The organism is Mammaliicoccus sp. RAM2, from assembly GCF_045897195.1.
In the GTDB taxonomy this organism is placed as follows: Bacteria; Bacillota; Bacilli; order Staphylococcales; family Staphylococcaceae; genus Mammaliicoccus; species Mammaliicoccus sciuri.
The window spans coordinates 97,598-115,650 of the sequence record NZ_JBJNWI010000001.1; the positions used below are offsets into that span (position 1 = coordinate 97,598).

The 18,053-nt window shown below is 32.7% G+C and carries 17 protein-coding genes and 1 riboswitch; of the genes, 4 read left to right on the top strand and 13 right to left on the bottom strand.

Going from position 1 to position 18,053, the window contains the following annotated elements; translation table 11 throughout:
* Window positions 1-23: 23 nt before the first annotated feature.
* The 5 genes from ACJTHF_RS00510 to auxA all read right to left on the bottom strand — a co-directional run bounded on the left by ACJTHF_RS00510 (window position 24) and on the right by auxA (window position 5,613).
* On the bottom strand, window positions 24-941 hold the full coding sequence (locus tag ACJTHF_RS00510; protein ID WP_058591005.1) for a pseudouridine-5'-phosphate glycosidase: 918 nt from the start codon (window positions 939-941) through the stop codon (window positions 24-26).
* Window positions 941-2,032, bottom strand: a complete 1,092-nt coding sequence (locus tag ACJTHF_RS00515) for a carbohydrate kinase (protein ID WP_048542207.1) — start codon at window positions 2,030-2,032, stop codon at window positions 941-943. Before ACJTHF_RS00515 ends, ACJTHF_RS00510 begins: the two co-directional genes overlap by 1 nt.
* Window positions 2,033-2,185: 153 nt before the next feature.
* Entirely contained in the window at window positions 2,186-2,722 is a 537-nt protein-coding gene (locus ACJTHF_RS00520; RefSeq protein ID WP_048542205.1) for a hypothetical protein, read from the bottom strand.
* Window positions 2,723-2,794: 72 nt separating this feature from the next.
* Entirely contained in the window at window positions 2,795-3,967 is a 1,173-nt protein-coding gene (locus ACJTHF_RS00525; RefSeq protein ID WP_048542203.1) for a class I SAM-dependent rRNA methyltransferase, read from the bottom strand.
* A 347-nt stretch (window positions 3,968-4,314) separates the two neighbouring features.
* On the bottom strand, window positions 4,315-5,613 hold the full coding sequence (auxA, locus tag ACJTHF_RS00530; protein WP_048542200.1) for a lipoteichoic acid stability factor AuxA: 1,299 nt from the start codon (window positions 5,611-5,613) through the stop codon (window positions 4,315-4,317).
* A gap of 147 nt (window positions 5,614-5,760) precedes the next feature.
* Between auxA and ACJTHF_RS00535 the strand changes: the two genes are divergently transcribed.
* The 4 genes from ACJTHF_RS00535 to ACJTHF_RS00550 all read left to right on the top strand — a co-directional run bounded on the left by ACJTHF_RS00535 (window position 5,761) and on the right by ACJTHF_RS00550 (window position 9,033).
* On the top strand, window positions 5,761-5,886 hold the full coding sequence (locus ACJTHF_RS00535) for a hypothetical protein (RefSeq protein ID WP_255201038.1): 126 nt from the start codon (window positions 5,761-5,763) through the stop codon (window positions 5,884-5,886).
* Window positions 5,887-6,065: 179 nt separating this feature from the next.
* Window positions 6,066-6,170: riboswitch (TPP riboswitch) on the top strand.
* 91 nt (window positions 6,171-6,261) lie between these two features.
* Entirely contained in the window at window positions 6,262-6,837 is a 576-nt protein-coding gene (locus tag ACJTHF_RS00540; protein WP_048542198.1) for an ECF transporter S component, read from the top strand.
* A gap of 11 nt (window positions 6,838-6,848) precedes the next feature.
* On the top strand, window positions 6,849-8,252 hold the full coding sequence (locus ACJTHF_RS00545) for an ABC transporter ATP-binding protein (protein ID WP_058591006.1): 1,404 nt from the start codon (window positions 6,849-6,851) through the stop codon (window positions 8,250-8,252).
* Window positions 8,242-9,033, top strand: coding sequence for an energy-coupling factor transporter transmembrane component T family protein (locus ACJTHF_RS00550; RefSeq protein ID WP_058591007.1), 792 nt, complete (start codon window positions 8,242-8,244; stop codon window positions 9,031-9,033). Before ACJTHF_RS00545 ends, ACJTHF_RS00550 begins: the two co-directional genes overlap by 11 nt.
* A 92-nt stretch (window positions 9,034-9,125) precedes the next feature.
* Here ACJTHF_RS00550 and purD read toward each other — a convergent pair whose 3' ends face one another.
* Genes purD through purS form a run of 8 tightly spaced genes read right to left on the bottom strand, consistent with a single transcriptional unit; the run spans window position 9,126 to window position 18,052 of the window.
* A complete protein-coding gene (gene purD, locus ACJTHF_RS00555) occupies window positions 9,126-10,379 on the bottom strand; it encodes a phosphoribosylamine--glycine ligase (RefSeq protein ID WP_048542194.1) in 1,254 nt (417 codons plus the stop codon).
* Window positions 10,380-10,388: 9 nt separating this feature from the next.
* A complete protein-coding gene (gene purH, locus ACJTHF_RS00560) occupies window positions 10,389-11,867 on the bottom strand; it encodes a bifunctional phosphoribosylaminoimidazolecarboxamide formyltransferase/IMP cyclohydrolase (protein ID WP_058591008.1) in 1,479 nt (492 codons plus the stop codon).
* Between the two features lie 15 nt (window positions 11,868-11,882).
* Window positions 11,883-12,449 carry a phosphoribosylglycinamide formyltransferase gene (gene purN, locus ACJTHF_RS00565; RefSeq protein ID WP_048542190.1) on the bottom strand — a complete coding sequence of 189 codons (567 nt, stop codon included), beginning with the start codon at window positions 12,447-12,449 and terminating at the stop codon, window positions 11,883-11,885.
* Window positions 12,446-13,480, bottom strand: a complete 1,035-nt coding sequence (purM, locus tag ACJTHF_RS00570) for a phosphoribosylformylglycinamidine cyclo-ligase (protein ID WP_107603413.1) — start codon at window positions 13,478-13,480, stop codon at window positions 12,446-12,448. The genes purN and purM overlap by 4 nt, the downstream gene beginning before the upstream one ends.
* On the bottom strand, window positions 13,464-14,960 hold the full coding sequence (gene purF, locus ACJTHF_RS00575; protein WP_058591010.1) for an amidophosphoribosyltransferase: 1,497 nt from the start codon (window positions 14,958-14,960) through the stop codon (window positions 13,464-13,466). Before purF ends, purM begins: the two co-directional genes overlap by 17 nt.
* Entirely contained in the window at window positions 14,939-17,128 is a 2,190-nt protein-coding gene (gene purL / locus ACJTHF_RS00580; protein ID WP_058591011.1) for a phosphoribosylformylglycinamidine synthase subunit PurL, read from the bottom strand. Before purL ends, purF begins: the two co-directional genes overlap by 22 nt.
* Window positions 17,121-17,792 (bottom strand): phosphoribosylformylglycinamidine synthase subunit PurQ, encoded by a 672-nt coding sequence (gene purQ, locus ACJTHF_RS00585; RefSeq protein ID WP_048542181.1) that lies wholly within the window; start codon window positions 17,790-17,792, stop codon window positions 17,121-17,123. The genes purL and purQ overlap by 8 nt, the downstream gene beginning before the upstream one ends.
* Window positions 17,792-18,052: a phosphoribosylformylglycinamidine synthase subunit PurS gene (gene purS / locus ACJTHF_RS00590; protein ID WP_048542179.1), complete on the bottom strand. Its 261-nt coding sequence runs from the start codon at window positions 18,050-18,052 to the stop codon at window positions 17,792-17,794. Before purS ends, purQ begins: the two co-directional genes overlap by 1 nt.
* Window position 18,053: the final 1 nt, after the last annotated feature.

Genomic DNA, 18,053 nt, shown 5'->3' on the forward strand with positions numbered 1-18,053 from the left:
CAATTATTTGAGCTGATTATTCTTTAATTTTGAAGGTTCGTATATTCAACTGCTATTTGTGTACCAATTCTAGCGTTATGCTCAACAAGTTTAATATTTGTTTCTAATGATTTACCTTCAGATTGCTTAACGATTTCACCTAATAGGAATGGTGTAGAATCTTTACCATGAATACCTTCTTCTTCAGCTTTAGCAACTGCTTTGTCAATAATACCATTGATGAAACTTGGTTCTAGTTGATCCTCTTCTGGAACTGGGTTAGCTACAACAATACCTGTTTCTAAACCTAAATCCCATTGCACTTCTGCTAGTTTCGCAATTGTACTTACTTCATCAATTCTTGTATTTAATTTAAGACCACTTTCTCTTGTAAAGAATGCTGGAAGTTCATCAGTTTGATATCCAACTACAGGTACTCCTTTTGTTTCTAAATATTCTAATGTTTTGCCTAAGTCTAGAATTGATTTAGCACCAGCACAAATGACAGCTACTTTCGTTTTAGAAAGTTCATCTAAGTCTGCAGAAATATCCATTGTATGCTCAGCACCTTTATGAACACCACCGATACCACCAGTAACAAAGAATTTAATGTCTGCTAATTGCGCACAAATCATTGTTGAAGCCACTGTTGTTGCACCAATTTTCTTAGTTGCTAATATTTCAGCGATATCTCTTCTAGAAACTTTTGATACATTTTCTGCACTTGCTAATAATTCTAATTCATCTTCGCTCAATCCAATTTTAATCTTTCCATCAATAATTGCGATTGTTGCTGGTACCCCACCATTATCTCTTACAATTTGTTCTACTTTTTGTGCCATTTCTACGTTTTGAGGATAAGGCATACCATGTGAAATAATTGTAGATTCTAAAGCAACAATTGCTTTACCTTCCTCTTTTGCTTTTTCTACTTCTTCTGAAAATTGAATATAGTTTTCCATTATAAAGCCTCCATGTCCTTAATTAATTGTTTTTTATCTAAATCTTGTCTCACTGTATAAGCTGTTTGAATTGTTTTAGATGCATTTGCTTTTGCCAAATCAATAATTTTGTCGATTTCAAATGATTTCAACCATCCATAAATTAAACCTGACGTAAAAGCATCACCAGCACCTGTTACATCAACGACATTATCTACTTTTTTAACTTCAAATTGACGTTGTCCTTCATCACCATCATAAATAATTTTATCTTTACCTGATGTCACAACTAAGTTCTTCACACCAAGTGATCTAATTTCACCAATGTATTGAATTAATTCCGCTTCTGTTTGTGCATCTTTACCTACGAAAGATTCAACTTCATCTTTATTTAATATGAGCCAATCAACCGCATGTAAGTTATGAGGTAGACGATTCATTTTAGGTCCAGATACTGCAATCAAGACTAATTTAATCTTTTTCTTCTCAGCGTATGAACATAAAAACTCTATCGTCTCTTTAGGACAGTTTAAATCTGCAATAATACATTTAGATTTATTAAGTAAGTATGTGTTCTTAATCATAAACTCCGGCGTAATTTTGTCATATACTGACATATCTGCAAATCCCATCGTCATACTGCCATGTTGATCTAACAATGCTGTATAACTTCCCGTTGATTCGCTAGAGATTTTCTCTACATAATCCACATTCATAAATGGTGATGATAAATCTGAAATATGTTGCCACTCTGCATCATTACCTGAAGTCGTTAATAACAGAACATCTTCACCGATACGTCCTAAATTCTCAGCAACATTTCTAGCAACACCACCAATAGAAGTTTCAGAGGTAACTGGATTTGAAGTACCTTTTACTAATTCGTCTGTAATATGAAATTTCCTATCTATGTTAGCCCCACCAATACAAACAATTGGATTTTGTTCATTTAATACATATGCTTTCCCTTGAACATATTCTTTCTTAACTAAACCTGAAATAATATTTGCAACTGCAGGTCTAGACAAACCAACTTTATCTGATAACTCTTGTTGGGATATAAAAGGATTTTCTTTTATTAAGTTAAGAATTAATTTTTCGTTTTCATTCATTGAATTCACCTCGCAAACATTTGTTTATTTTTCGAACTTTAGTTTACATTTTTAATTATAAAGCGTTTTCAGAATAATTGCAAATATAACATAAAAAAATTACACAAAAAGAAGCTAAGACATTACAAAATGCCTTAGCTTCGTATCAAAATTTTATTCACCTATAAAGTCTTGAATGACTGTTTCACATTTTTTAATGTGATCTTCGCCCATTTTTTTCATTAAATAATAACTTATTGAACCAGCAACTGCTTGTCCAACTAATGGTACCCATCTTGATTGTTTTGCCGCTTCTCTTTTTACGACTGATCTAAAAATAACTTTTACCATTGCATTCGTTACTTTTTGACCAATAAACTGGCTACCTCTCATTGCAGCAGATGTTAAAACTTTTTGTTTTAGATCATCTTGCATTTTATTAACTTGCTTATGACTTAATCCATAAATTTTATTAATATCTTCAATGATATCGCCCATTAATTTAATATCCATACCAACACCAAGTCCTGGGATTGGTACTACATTTGCAGCTGAAGACATTAATGACTTCTTATGAATAATTTCTTTAGCTTTTTTTCTACGTTCTAACAATTCTTCTTGTGAAGTTGGTAATTCAGAACGCTTCTTTATTTCTTGTATACCAAATGCTTTATTGCCTGCTTTTGTCGTAATTTTATCGAAAATTCCCATTGTTTCCATTCTCCTCACAGTTCGATTATATTCAATCATTATTATAATAATATATACCCGAACTAGGAAATTTTAACCATTTATTTGTACGAATACGACTTTCAAGTATTTACTTGGTTTATAGTGAGGATGACTCTTGAAGTCTTTTGGTAATCCCATTACATCAGAGATTGTATAATCAACACCTAATTGATCTAATGTTTGATTTATCATTTTTTTGAATGCTTTTTGTGGGAAAGCACTTGAATTTGTACTTAACACTAAGTTACCATTCTCGTTTAATAATTCTAATGCACCTTCAATTAATTCAGGATAGTTTTTCTGAACACTAAAAGTCTTTTTCTTATTACGTGCGAAACTTGGTGGATCAATAACGACAACGTCATAACTTAAACCATGTCTTAAAGCATATTTGAAATAATCAAATACATCCATAATAAATATGTGGTTCTGATTAAGATCCATTGTATTTAAACCAAAGTTTGCTTCAGTTAATGGTCTAGCTCTATTAGCTAAATCCACACTTGTAGTTGATCGAGCATTTTCACTTGCTGCAACTGAAAATGCACCAGTATAACTAAATAGATTTAATATATCTTTATCTTGACTATAGTGATCTCTTAACTTTTTTCTAACATCTTTTTGATCTAAGAAAATACCTGTCATAGGTCCATCATCAAGATTAATATTATAGAACATATGGTTTTCTTCAATGACATACGGAAATTCTGGTGCTTCACCCGTTACGAAGTCTGACGCTGTTTCCATGCCTTTAAATCTTCTTTTTTCAAAAATTGATTTATAATCAAAGACTTCTTTAATTGCAGGTAATATTCTATCTTTCAATCGATATATGCCTACTGAGTACCATTGAACTAATAAATGACCGTCATAATGATCAATTGTCAGTCCACCAATTCCATCACCTTCAGCATTAAATAATCTATATGCATTGATACCATCTACATTTTCATAATATGCTCTATCATTTTTTGCTTCATCAAATAACTTTACAAAAAAGTTATGATCAATCTTTTCAGTTGAGTCTAATGATAATACCCAGCCTATACCTTTATTTTGTTCACCATAATATGCAGTTGCAATAAATCTTTTACCCGCATCAACAAGTGCGACTAATTCACCTTCATCCATATTAGGCATATCAAAAACGTCGTCTTTTTCAACTAGTGGATATCCTCTTAAATATTTATCTTCTTTTCCTTTTTTGAGCATTAATTGTTTCATTATATATTAGCCATCCTTTCGAAATGTCTCACATATTATAACGTATATTATTCAAAACACCAAAAAACAGAGTATTCCCCTTTAGAATACTCTGTTAACCGAATTTTATTAATCAAAATTTCCCCCAGAAAGTTTTGATCCCCTTATATGTAAACGCTTACTAAAGTTAGTATAAAGGATAAGATTATTCCACGCAATACATTTTTTGAATAAATTCATTAAAATAGTTTACTTATTACATATTTAAACTTTTAAATACAGCAATTGCTCACGTAAATTATAAAATAAAAAACACTTTATTAAGCGCATATTGCTCAATAAAGTGTCTAACTATCTTGTGTATGATATTAAAATGATTTTTTCAAGTGAATGATAAATGCAGGTGTCACAAATAATAATAGTAAAAATGAAATTGGTGTGATAAACACGGAAAATTGTGAAGTTTGAATTGCTGATACAAAGAATGTCGTTGCAATTTCAAAGAATAATGCTGAAATGACAAACAACTTGCCAAAATTATTTTTATTCTTATAATTTGTCGTGTAATTGAAGTATGCATATAAGATAATCAATAACATCAAAATAAATAATGTTAACCATTCAAAAACGTATTGAATTTGAGATAATTTCCATTCACCTGATAAGAATAAACCATTACGGTTATTAAACTCTATAAATGTAAATAAGAATAAAACTACAGTACTTATCCATTCTATATAACTTTTCTTTAACCATTTCGGTCTTCTCATCCATCTTGGAATATCGTCTTCTTCGATTTTAATAATCTCTTTCCATTTTTCATTACGTCGTTTTCTTTTAGCGATTGCCTCTTCAGAATTGAATTTTTCTAAAGTAGCCTGTTTGAAATTCTGTAATTTTTGGTAAAAACCTTCTGCTAAAGTATATATTTTTCTTGTTAAGCGATTATTTTTAACTCTTGAATATCTTTCTTCATGAAATTGTTCAATGTCTTCATCACTTACTGGTAATGATCTTCTTAAATATAAACTAATCCATACTGACATTTGACTCAGACACCATAACAGTATGAAGAATAAGTTTACACTCATAACGTCTATAGGTTTTACATTTTGAGTATCGATATTATGGTTCATTGCAAATTGTGAAATGAAATAACATAATCCATATGAAATAATAATCCATAAATAATGTTTCTTCCGATGCATTGGATTCAGTTCATTTTTATAAACGACATATCCCACATGAATTGCAAATGGAATAATAAATAAGAAAGATGCAAAACTATATACTTGGAACATGGTCATCATAATAACAATCATTAAAATAATTGTGAGTCCGATATAAAATATAGAAATATCATAATCGTAATGCGTCGTTCTTCTTAAAGTACGTCCTACTAATAATACAAACACACCAAATAGCAATACTATAATTGCTGCGATAACTGGAAAGTTACCGATATAATGGTGTAATATTCTTACTAATTCATCAAAAAAAGCTACAAAAAAGTCCCAAATATTATTGATATGGATATTACTTGAATCCTTGATATTATAATCTTTAATACGTGGTGCATTAAAAAGTATAAGTAATCCAGTAATCAAAATAAATATACCTATAATTCGACTAAAATGAACTTCCCAGCTTTTTTTCTTTATAGCCATGTTCTTCACCTCATTGAACATTATAATTGTTTCATTTTCAATTGTCTTTAATTATATTGAAAATCAGTCCCAAGTACTAGCAAGAAGTTTAAAACTTATATGTAGTTGGGTATATAATAATATCATAAATTTTAAAGGAGTGTTATTATGACTCATAATGATAAGCATAAAGAAGAAGCAGAAAAAGCTAAGAAAAAAGAACAAGAAAATAAGCAAGACAACAACAAAGGTCAAGATGAAACAAAAGAAAATATACAAGACACATTCGAATAAATAAATTTCATTATCGTGCCTAGTCGGGAGCGAAATCACAATTTGCGATTTCGCTCCCGATTTTATTTTGAATTTATTTTAATGACTTACAAATCATTTATTTAAGAAATTAATTTTATTTTTATGATTTACTATTGACAAAAAGATTAATAAGACTTATCGTATGGATAACAAATTAATAAATGCACTAGGGGTGTTTTGAAACTGAGACAGACATGAAAAGGTCTGAACCCTTTGTACCTGATCTAGATGATACTAGCGTAGGAAAGTGTTCGTAAATCATATAATATTCATTTTTAAATGATAACAATATTTTTGTGCGCTTCTATTTAGATATAGGAGTGCACATTTTTTTATATAAAAGGAGAATTTAACATGTCAAAAAGATTAACGTTATCAGATATTTTAGTAACTGTATTAATTGGTGCTTTGTTTGCAATCATTTATAAGTTCTTATGGATACCTTATGAAATTTTAAAACCACTTGGTCTACACTTAGAACAATCTGTATATGGTGTATGGTTTATTGCAGCAATTGTCACTTATTTAATTATTCAAAAGCCTGGTGTTGCCATTCTTGCTGAATTTGCTGCTGGCGCTGGAGAAACAATTGTAATGGGGCAATTCGATATTCCAACATTTATATATGCATTATTACAAGGTTTAGCTTGTGAAATCATCTTCCTAGCTGTTCGATATCAATCAAGAAAATTATCAGTTGCAGTAATAGCTGGAATGGCTGCAGGTATTATTACGTTACCAATTGATTGGTTCTATAATTACTTAGGTGACGTTGCTTTATGGAATGTTATTTTAATGTTTACGATTAGAATTTTAAGTGGTGCAATCGTTGCGGGTGCATTAGGCTATGCAATTGTAAAAGCACTTGACCAAACTGGTGTTACGAAATTGTTCAGACCAGCATCTAAAAAAGATTATGACTTATTATAGGAGTTATTCAATTGTTATCACTAAAAAATTTAAGACTAAAGTATCCTGATGATGAACGCATTATATTTAAAAATTTAAACATCAATATTAATGATAAAGAAAAAGTTCTGTTACTAGGTCCAAGTGGATCTGGTAAAAGTACATTATTAAATATATTAAGTGGTATTATACCGAGATCGATGGACATACCGATGAAAGTAGATTCAATCAATATCGATTCACTTCCGGGTGTTATTTTCCAAGATCCAGATACGCAGTTTTGTATGCCTGAGATTAAAGAAGAATTAGCATTTGTGCTTGAGAATATGAACATCGAACCTGATAAAATGGACGGATTTATAAAAAATGCCATGAAACAGGTAAATTTAAATGCTGACCCTTCACTAAAAATCAATCGTTTAAGTGGTGGTATGAAACAAAAATTAGCGATTGCTTCTATATTATTACAAGATACAAATACGTTATTTCTTGATGAACCGACAGCAATGCTTGATCATCAATCAACGACTCAACTATGGGATTTGATTATGGAGCATTGGACAAATCAAACCGTTGTAATCGTGGAACATAAAGTTGATTATATTTGGAATTATGTTGATAGAGTCATCGTGATGAATGAAAATGGTGAAATCACACATGATAGTACACCTCAAGATATATTAGATCATCATACAGACATATTAAATGAATACGGTGTATGGCACCCTAACTCATGGCGATATGCCCCAAAATTAACTAAACAGACTACTGAGCACAATCCGTTGTTAAATATAGAGGAGTTAGATGTACTACGTGGCTCCAAAAAACTATTTAGTATAGATGAATTAACGATTTCAAGTGGCGAATGGCTTACAATAACTGGACCAAATGGAACAGGTAAGACAACATTTTTAGAAACGATGATGCAGCTCATTAAATATAATGGTCAAATACTTTATAAGAATAAACACATCAAAAAAGTAAAAGATGCTTCTAAACATATGTATTTCGTTTATCAAAATCCAGAATTACAATTCATCGAAACATCTGTTTATCATGAAATATTTATCAATTATGCTTATCAAGATAAACAGACAGCTCATGACAAGACTCAAGACATGTTGACGTTACTAAAACTTAATCATGTGAAAGACCAACACCCTTTTGAATTATCAATAGGACAGAAAAAAAGATTAAGTGTCGCAACTGCATTAAGTACAAATTCTGAAATTATTTTACTGGATGAGCCAACATTCGGTTTAGACAGTCACAACACCTTTGAACTCATCAAATTATTTCATGAGCGTGTACAAAATGGTCAAACTATCTTAATGATTACACATGAAAATGAGATCATTAATCGTTATGCTACTAGAAGATTGACGATCAAAGACGAGCAATTACATGTAAGCGGTGGTGAATCTCATGTTAACTAATTGGAAGAAATACTCTACATTTATTGATGATGTCAATATTCTAACGAAACTTATATTAGGTATCGCTCTATTTTTCTATGCGATATTTATTCATCAATTTGATTTCATGCTCTATTTAACGATTATTATGTTCCTTTATTTAATCATCATGAGCGGTGTGAGATGGTTACCACTATTAATCGTCATTGTAATCACTTTATTTTTCGGACTCACTTCTTCCTTATTTATGATTTTTTATGGTGAAGGAAGCGAAACAATTTTCAAGTTCGGCATTATTCATATTACTGAAGAAAGCTTTTTAAGAGGTATTCACGTAACCATGCGTACACTTGTTATTTCGTTTTACGGCATGGTTATACCATTTACTTCACAAATCATTTATGTGTTTTATAGTTTCATGCAACATTTAAAAGTCAAACCTAAAATTGCATATGCTTTCATGGCTTCTATACGCATGATACCTCTTATGTTTAGCTCTTTTATGCAGTTAAGACAAGCTTTAAAGATGCGTTATGCAGTTATAGATAAAAGTAACCGCAAAGCCTTAAAATGGATACACCATTTGCTCATTCCAACGTTAAGTCAAAGTATAAGAAAATCTCATAGGTTAGCTGTTGCAATGGAAGCAAAAGGATTCACAAACGGCAAAAGAACTTTCTATTATAAGGTACCTTTCACTAAAAATGATTCATATTTCATTTTAATGACGATTGCACTCGTTGCTGTTGCATATTTATTAAATATTTATTTACCTATAACACACATTTCAGATATTCGATAACATTGCGTTATATTTGACCATACCTTTCCCTAAAAGAATGAAATATAGCGCAATGAAAAGGCTGAGACAAACTTTGTTGTCTCAGCCTTTAATTATAATTTATATGCTTTTAATGCTTTATGCCCAATATCATTTCTATAGAATAATTGTTCACTTTTAATATGTTTGACTTGTTCATATGCATGTTTTTGAGCCGTTTCAATATTATCACCCGTACCGATAACTATCATGACACGTCCACCGTTATTTTCATACTTGCCTGCTGAATTCTTCTTCAAAGCACTCACAAAATATTGATCTACATGCTCTAAACCTTCAACTGAATATCCTTTATCATAATCACCTGGATATCCTTTAGATGCTAATACGACACCAACAACACTTTCATCTTTCCATTCTAATGTTATGGGTTCTTTATGATACACCTTGTTTAATATTTCAATAAAATCAGAATCTAATTTAGTCAATAATACTTGTGCCTCTGGATCACCGAATCTTGCATTAAATTCAATTACTTTTGGTCCTTCTTTTGTTAAAATTGCGCCAATATAAATCAAACCAAAATAGTTAATGCCTTCACTCACCAAAGCATCCGCAATAGGTTGTGCGATTTTTTGATTCGTTTCTTCCAATACATCATCCGTAATATGTGGTACCGGACAGTATGCGCCCATACCACCTGTATTTGGACCTTTATCACCATCGAATGCACGTTTATGATCTTGGGCGATACAATCAAATGGAACTGCATATGATTGATTCACAAATGTCATAACTGAATATTCTTCTCCATCAAGAAACTCTTCGAATACTACTTTTTCATGAGGTGTTTGATATAAAGTTTCTACGCCTTCCCTTGCTTCTTCACGTGTTAAAGCAACGATTACACCTTTACCGGCTGCAAGTCCATCTTTTTTAAGTACAATAGGTATTTTGCACTGCTCAACATAATTGATTGCTTCTTCTTTTGTTGTGATTGTCTTATATTCTGCAGTTGGAATATGATACTTTTCCATAATCTTTTTCGCAAATTCTTTAGAACCTTCTAATTGTGCTGCTTCTTTATTTGGTCCGAAGACTTTAGCATTTGTTTCCTCTAATACATCTGTTAAACCATCTATTAAAGGTTGTTCAGGTCCAATTATTACCCATTCAATATTGTTTTGTTCTACAAAAGATTTTATAGCTAAATGATCATTTTCTTGAATATCCGATACAATTGTCGCAACTTCTTCCATTGCATCATTACCCGGAATGACAAAGACTTCATTTACTAATTTAGACGATTGACATTTTTGAGCTAACGCATGTTCTCTTCCACCTGATCCTATAACAAGTACTTTCATATTGACCTCCTAATGTTTAAAGTGTCTCATTCCAGTAAATACCATACTGATTCCATATTTATTTGCCATATCTATTGAATCTTGATCTTTAATTGACCCACCTGGTTGGATAATTGTTTTAATACCTGCTTTTGCTGCTGTTTCTACAGTGTCACCCATTGGGAAAAATCCATCTGAGGCTAATGCTACATTTTCATTCATTTCAATTGCACGATCAATTGCTATTTTTGCAGAGCCAACTCTATTCATTTGTCCAGCACCTACACCAACAGTTTGGTGATCGTTTGCTAGTACAATAGCATTACTTTTAACTGAGCGGACAACTTTCCATCCAAGTTCTAACGCTTTCCATTGTGCTTCAGTTGGTTCAACATCTGTAACGACTTTCATTTCTTCACGCGTTAATGTTGCATTATCTTTATCTTGAACTAAATATCCACCTGATACGGATACAAATTCTTGTTCGTCTTGCGTTTCAGTCATATCAATTTCTAGTAATCTAATATTCTTCTTCGCTGTTAAGACTTCTAAAGCTTCTTCGTCATAGCTTGGCGCAATAATGACTTCCAAGAAAATAGAATGTAATTTTTCAGCTAATTCCTTTGTAACGGGTCTATTTAAAGCGACAATACCACCAAAAATAGATTGTGAATCTGCTTCATATGCATAATCGTACGCTTCTTCAATTGATGCGCCTACACCAACACCACATGGGTTCATATGTTTCACTGCAACAGCTGCAGGTTGTTCAAACTTTTTAATAAGTGATAAAGTTGCATCAGCATCTTTAATGTTATTAAAGCTTAAAGCTTTACCATGTAATTGTTTAGCGCCAGCTAATGTATTTGGTTCATTTGAAGTCTTTACAAAAGTAGCATTTTGTTGAGGGTTTTCACCATATCTTAATGTTTCTGACGTATTTCCAAAAAATTCAACAATCGCATTGTCATAATCATTTGTATGTTTAAATACTTTAACCATTAATGATTTACGATAATTTTCATCAAGTTTGTCAGAAGCAATACGTTCAATGACTTCGTTATAATCAGCAGGATCTACGACTGTTGTAACAAATTTGAAGTTCTTTGCTGCTGCACGTAACATAGTTGGTCCACCGATATCGATGTTTTCAATTGCTTCATCTTCTGTTACATCTTCTTTCTTGACAGTTTCTTTAAATGGATATAAATTTACGACTACTAAATCAATTAAGTCGATGTCTTGTTCTTTTAATGCTGTTAAATGTTCAGGAATAGAACGATTTGCAAGAATCCCTCCATGTACACCTGGATGTAAAGTTTTGACTCTTCCATCCATTATTTCTGGAAAGTTTGTTAACTCTGAAACTGAATATACTTCAATCCCAGCATTTTCAAGTGCCTTTTTAGTACCACCAGTTGAAAAGATTTTATAATCATTTTCTATTAATTTGCTTGCGAAATCTTCTATATTTGTTTTATCTGACACACTTAATATTGCATTCTTCATTTTGTAAAGACTCCTTTATTGAATAATTTCTTTCATAACACGTGGATATAATTCGTATTCTAAGTTCTGTATTCTTAATTGTAATGTCTCTCTCGTATCATCTGGATATACTTTACAGCTTAATTGATCGATGATTTCGCCAGTATCCATACCACTATCAACGTAATGAACAGTTGCTCCTGTAACACGTACACCGTAATCTAATGCTTGCCCAACAGCGTCCTTACCAGGAAAACTTGGTAATATTGATGGATGAATATTCAACATTTTACCTTCATATTGTTTTAATAATGTAGGACCGACAATTTTCATATATCCTGCTAAAATAACCCAACTTACACGATCTTGAGCTAATCTTGTGAGTAGTGCTTCTTCATATTCTTTTTTACTATCGTAAGTTCTTGGATCAATGATATAAACTGGTAAATTAAATCGTCTTGCTCTTTCTATGCAAAAAGCATTAGGGTTATCTGTATACAATGCTGTTACCTCTATATGGTCTAAATAACCTGCTTCGATATTTTCCATTATTTTCTCAAAGTTCGATCCATTTCCTGATGCAAATACTGCTATTTTAATCATGATTGAACCCCCGTCAATTTGACCTGACCTGTTCCGTTTGAAATTTCACCTATTACATATGCTTCTTCATTTTTTGCTTTCAAGATATCTAAAGTTTCTTGTGCATCTTCTTTATTGACGATAAGTACAAAGCCAATGCCCATATTAAACACATTATACATTTCCTGTGCTTCAATCTTTCCTTGCTCTTTTAACCATTGGAATATTTGTGGTACTTCATATGATTGAACATCGATATGTGCATCTTTATTTTCTGGAATAGCTCTTGGAATATTTTCAATAAATCCTCCGCCAGTAATGTGTGACATACCTTTAACTTTTACTTTATCTAATACCGCAAGAACAGGTTTAACATATAACTTTGTTGGTTCAAGAAAAGTTTCTAAATACGTTCTCTCATGATCAAATGCATCATTTAAGTTAATTTGACTTTCTTTAATTAAGTTTCTAACTAAACTGTAGCCGTTTGAATGTATACCACTTGATGTAATACCAATTATGACGTCACCTTCATCAACTTCACTGCCATCTATATAGTCATCTTTTTCAACAGCGCCAACACAAAATCCTGCGATATCATATTCTCCTTGATGGTACATTTCGCCCATTTCTGCAGTTTCTCCGCCAATTAATGCACAGTTCGTTTCTTTACAACCGACAGATACACCTGAAACAATCGCTTCAATCGTTTCAGGATTTACTTTATTCGTCGCAATATAATCAAGGAAATACAAAGGTTCTGCACCAGTCGTTAAAATATCATTCACACACATCGCAACGGCATCGATACCAATTGTGTCATGTTTGTTATAATCAATTGCAAGTTTAAGCTTTGTACCAACACCATCTGTTCCAGAAACAAGAACTGGTTTCTTCATATTTAATTGTGACAGATCAAATGCAGCACCAAAGCCGCCTAAACCACCTAGTACTTCCTTTCTCATCGTGCTTTGAACATGTGACTTTATTCTATTGACCGCTTCATAACCAGCTTCAATATCTACACCAGATGCTTTATATGCTTTCGACATTAAGATTACCCTCTTTATCAAAGTATTGTTTATTACTAGCTAAATAAGCTTTTTGACGTGGACTTAAATTTTGATAATATCTTTCTTCATAGTCATAAAGACCTGCTGGATAGTCACCAGTAAAGCTTTCTACACATAGCCCATGATAAGGTACGTCTTTATCTAACCCTATTGATCGTATTAAGCCATCAACTGATAAATATGCAAGTGAATCTGCACCGATATAATCTCTAATTTCTTCAGGTGATTTATGTGCAGAAATTAGTTCAGCAGATGTCGACACATCGATACCATAGAAACTTGGAAACATGAATTCTGGTGATGCGATACGTACGTGCACTTCATTTGCTCCAGCGTCTTTTAACATTCTAACGATACGTTTACTCGTAGTTCCTCTCACAATAGAATCATCAACAAGCACGATATTTTTACCATGTACGATATCTTTTACAGCTGATAATTTCACGCGTACACCTTGTTCTCTTAATTCCTGTGTCGGTTGGATAAATGTTCGAGCGACATATTGATTTTTTACAAGACCCATTTCATAAGGTAAATGACTTTCTTCTGCAAAACCAGATGCTGCTGAAAGTGAAGAGTTTGGTACACCGATTACCATATCAGCATTTAAAGCCGGACTTTCTTGAGCTAATTTTTTCCCTGATGCTTTACGAACTGCATGAACGTTCTTACCAGCAATTGTTGAGTCGGGTCTTGCAAAGTAAATATACTCCATCGCTGAAATTGCAGTCGTTGTTTCCTTTGTGTATGATTCAACTCTTATACCATCATCATTTATAACAATATACTCACCAGCATGAATATCTCTTACAAACTCTGCACCAAGTACATCAATTGCGCATGTCTCACTAGCAATGATATAAGCACCCGTCTTCATTCTACCGACTGCTAAAGGTCTTATTGCATTTGGGTCAACAGCGCCATATAATGCATCTTTAGTTAATAAAGCAAATGTGAAACCACCTTTAACTGTATTCAAACTTTCTTTCAATGCTTCTTCGAAAGTAGGAGCCTTACTTCTTCTTATAAGATGCATAATCACTTCTGTATCAGAAGAAGAATGGAAAATTGCGCCTTCTTGTTCTAGTTCTTTTCTTAAACTTTGTGCATTGACTAAGTTACCATTGTGGCAAACACCAACACTCATATCATAAAAGTGATATAAAAATGGTTGAATATTTTCAATTCCTTTGTTGCCTGAAGTTGCATATCTTACATGCCCTATTGCATGTTGATTCCCTTTAAAACCTTCTAATTGTGTATCCGTTATGGCATCAGATAATAAACCTAATCCTCTTTCACCTTTTAACTCGAAACCGTTTGAAGTTACAATTCCTGCACCTTCTTGACCTCTATGTTGTAAACTATGAAGACCCATATATGTGAGTTGTGCAGATTCGGGATGATTCCATATACCAAATACGCCGCATTCTTCATTTAAACTCTTGATATCATGCATTGAGCTATTGCCCCTTTCAATTGCTCGTTCAAATCAGATACATTGTATTTAATTTGAGCAGCATCATTTTTAATCGTAAATTGAGCATTATCAGTAACACGACCTATTTCAACGGCATCATCAATATCTATAGATTGTCCTTCTTTAACGACAACAATATATCTACCTTGAGTTTCACTAAATAATTGAGCATTTGTTACTGGTAACGTCACATCTAATCCTAAGTTAAAGTGTGTCGCTATTTTTGCAAGTCCAATAGCAAGACCACCTTTACCTACTGCTTGCGTATGTGAAATTTTGCCTGAACGTATAGCATCTTTAATTTGTTCTCCACGTTTTACTTCTGTTGATAAATCAATTGAACTTGGTTCATGATTAACTTCTTTAAATAATAACTTTTCAATCTGACTGCCACCAAAGTCATCTTTTGTTTCTCCAACAATAAATACACGATCATTTACTTGTGGTTGATAATCATTTAAATACGTCACATCTTCAATTAAACCAACCATACCGACTACAGGTGTAGGGAAAATTGATGTCCCTTTTGTTTCATTGTATAAAGAAACATTACCTGATACGACAGGGGTATTTAAAGCCTCACAAGCTTCTGCCATTCCTTTAGTAGAATCTGCAAGTTGTTGATAAATATCTTTCTTCTCAGGAGAACCATAGTTTAAACAATCCGTCATTGCTAATGGTTTAGCACCTACAGAAATTAAATTTCTATATGCTTCTGCAACAACCATTTTTCCACCTTCATATGGATTGTTATAAACATATCTCGCTTCTCCATCTATAGTAGAAGCAATAGCTTTATTTGTACCTTCCACTCTCACAACTCCAGCACTAATACCTGGCTTGATAATTGTATTGGCACCAACTTGTTGGTCATATTGGTCATATGCATAATGCTTAGATGCAATTGTTGGATGATTGATTAATTTCTGGAAAACTTCTTCAACATTGATTTCATCATATTGATTATCATTTTGATCAAATTCTTTTGCTTCACCTTCAAGAATATAAACGGGTGCTTCATCAGCTAACGGTTCCACAGGAATATCAGCGTATATTTCATCTTCATAAGACAAGACAAATCTATTTGTATCCGTTACTTCACCTATTACGGCAGAATCTAATTCATGATGTTCAAACAAATCTAAGAATTTTTGTTCTGTACCTTTTTCAACTACTAATAACATACGCTCTTGTGTTTCTGAAAGCATCATTTCATATGGTGAGATGCCTTTTTCTCTTGTTGGTACTTTCTCTAAATGCAGATGAATACCACTTTCACCTTTAGCTGCCATTTCAGAAGAAGATGATGTTAATCCTGCTGCTCCCATGTCTTGAATACCTACTAATTCAGGATAAGTAATTGCTTCTAAAGTTGCTTCCATTAATTTTTTACCTACAAATGGATCCCCAATTTGTACAGAAGGTCTTTTACTTTCAGATGCTTCACTTAGCTCTTCAGATGCAAAAGTTGCACCGTGAATACCGTCTCTACCCGTTTTTAATCCAACATAGATAACTGGGTTTCCAATACCTTTAGCAGTACCTTTTTGAATTTTGTCATGATCTATAATACCAACACACATTGCATTAACAAGTGGATTACCATCATATCTTTCATCAAATTCAATCTCACCTGCTACTGTTGGTATACCGATACAGTTTCCATAACCACCGATACCTTTTACAACACCACTAAACAATCTACGGTTTGTCTTATTTGATAATTCGCCAAATCTTAAACTATTTAATAAAGAAATAGGTCTTGCTCCGATTGATACGATATCGCGGATTATACCGCCAACACCTGTTGCAGCACCTTGATAAGGTTCAATTGCTGAAGGATGGTTATGAGATTCTACTTTAAACACGACTGCTTGATTATCACCGATATCTACAACACCAGCACCTTCACCTGGACCCATTAAGACATGTTCTCCAGAAGTAGGGAATTGTTTTAAAAATGGTTTAGAATGTTTATATGAGCAATGTTCACTCCACATTACCGAGAATATACCTATTTCAGTAAAGTTCGGTTTGCGTCCTAAAATGCTTACGACCTTTTGATATTCTTCGTCAGTTAAACCCATATCTCTATATAAATATTCTTTTTCAATTTCTTCTATACTAGGTTCTAAAAACTTAGACATGTTGTTCCCTCCAACTTTCGATCATAGATTGAAATAATTTAACGCCACTATCTGAACCAAGTAATGTTTCCATGGCACGTTCTGGATGAGGCATCATCCCACAAACATTTCCTTCTTTATTCGTAATTCCAGCTATATCTTTGTATGAACCATTAGGATTATCATTGTAAGTTAAAATAATTTGATTATGATTAACAAGTTCTTCGTATAATACATCTGTGCAATAATAGTGACCTTCACCATGCGCAACAGGATAAATGACAGTTTCATCTTTTTCATACTGATGTGTGAATTTCGTTTCATTATTCACGATTGTTAACGATTCATTTCTACTTACAAATAAATGACTGTCGTTATGTAACAGTGCACCTGGTAACAAACCAACCTCTGTTAAGATTTGGAATCCATTACATACGCCAAGTACTGGTTTACCTTCACTTGCAAGTCTTTTCACTTCACTAATAATTGGTGCTACGCGTGCCATTGCACCTGATCTTAAATAATCACCAAATGAGAAGCCTCCAGGTATTAATACACCATCAAAACCTTCAAGAGAAGTTTCTCTATAGTCTACATATGCCGCTTCGACACCTGAACGTTTAGCAGCATTATACATATCACGATCGCAATTAGATCCTGGAAATACTAATACAGCTAATTTCATTATGCGTTCTCCTTATCTTCTAAGATTTTAAAACTATATTCTTCAATAACCGTATTGGCAAATAGCTTCTCACTTAAAGTATTAACGACATTCTTGATTGAATTATCATCTGTTTCATCAACAGTCATGTAAATAACTTTACCAACTCTTATATCATTGACTTGTTCATAACCTAAATCATGTACCGCTCTATTTAAAGCTTGTCCTTGTGTATCTAATACTTGACCTTGTAACGTAATATGCAATTCAATCTTTTTCATT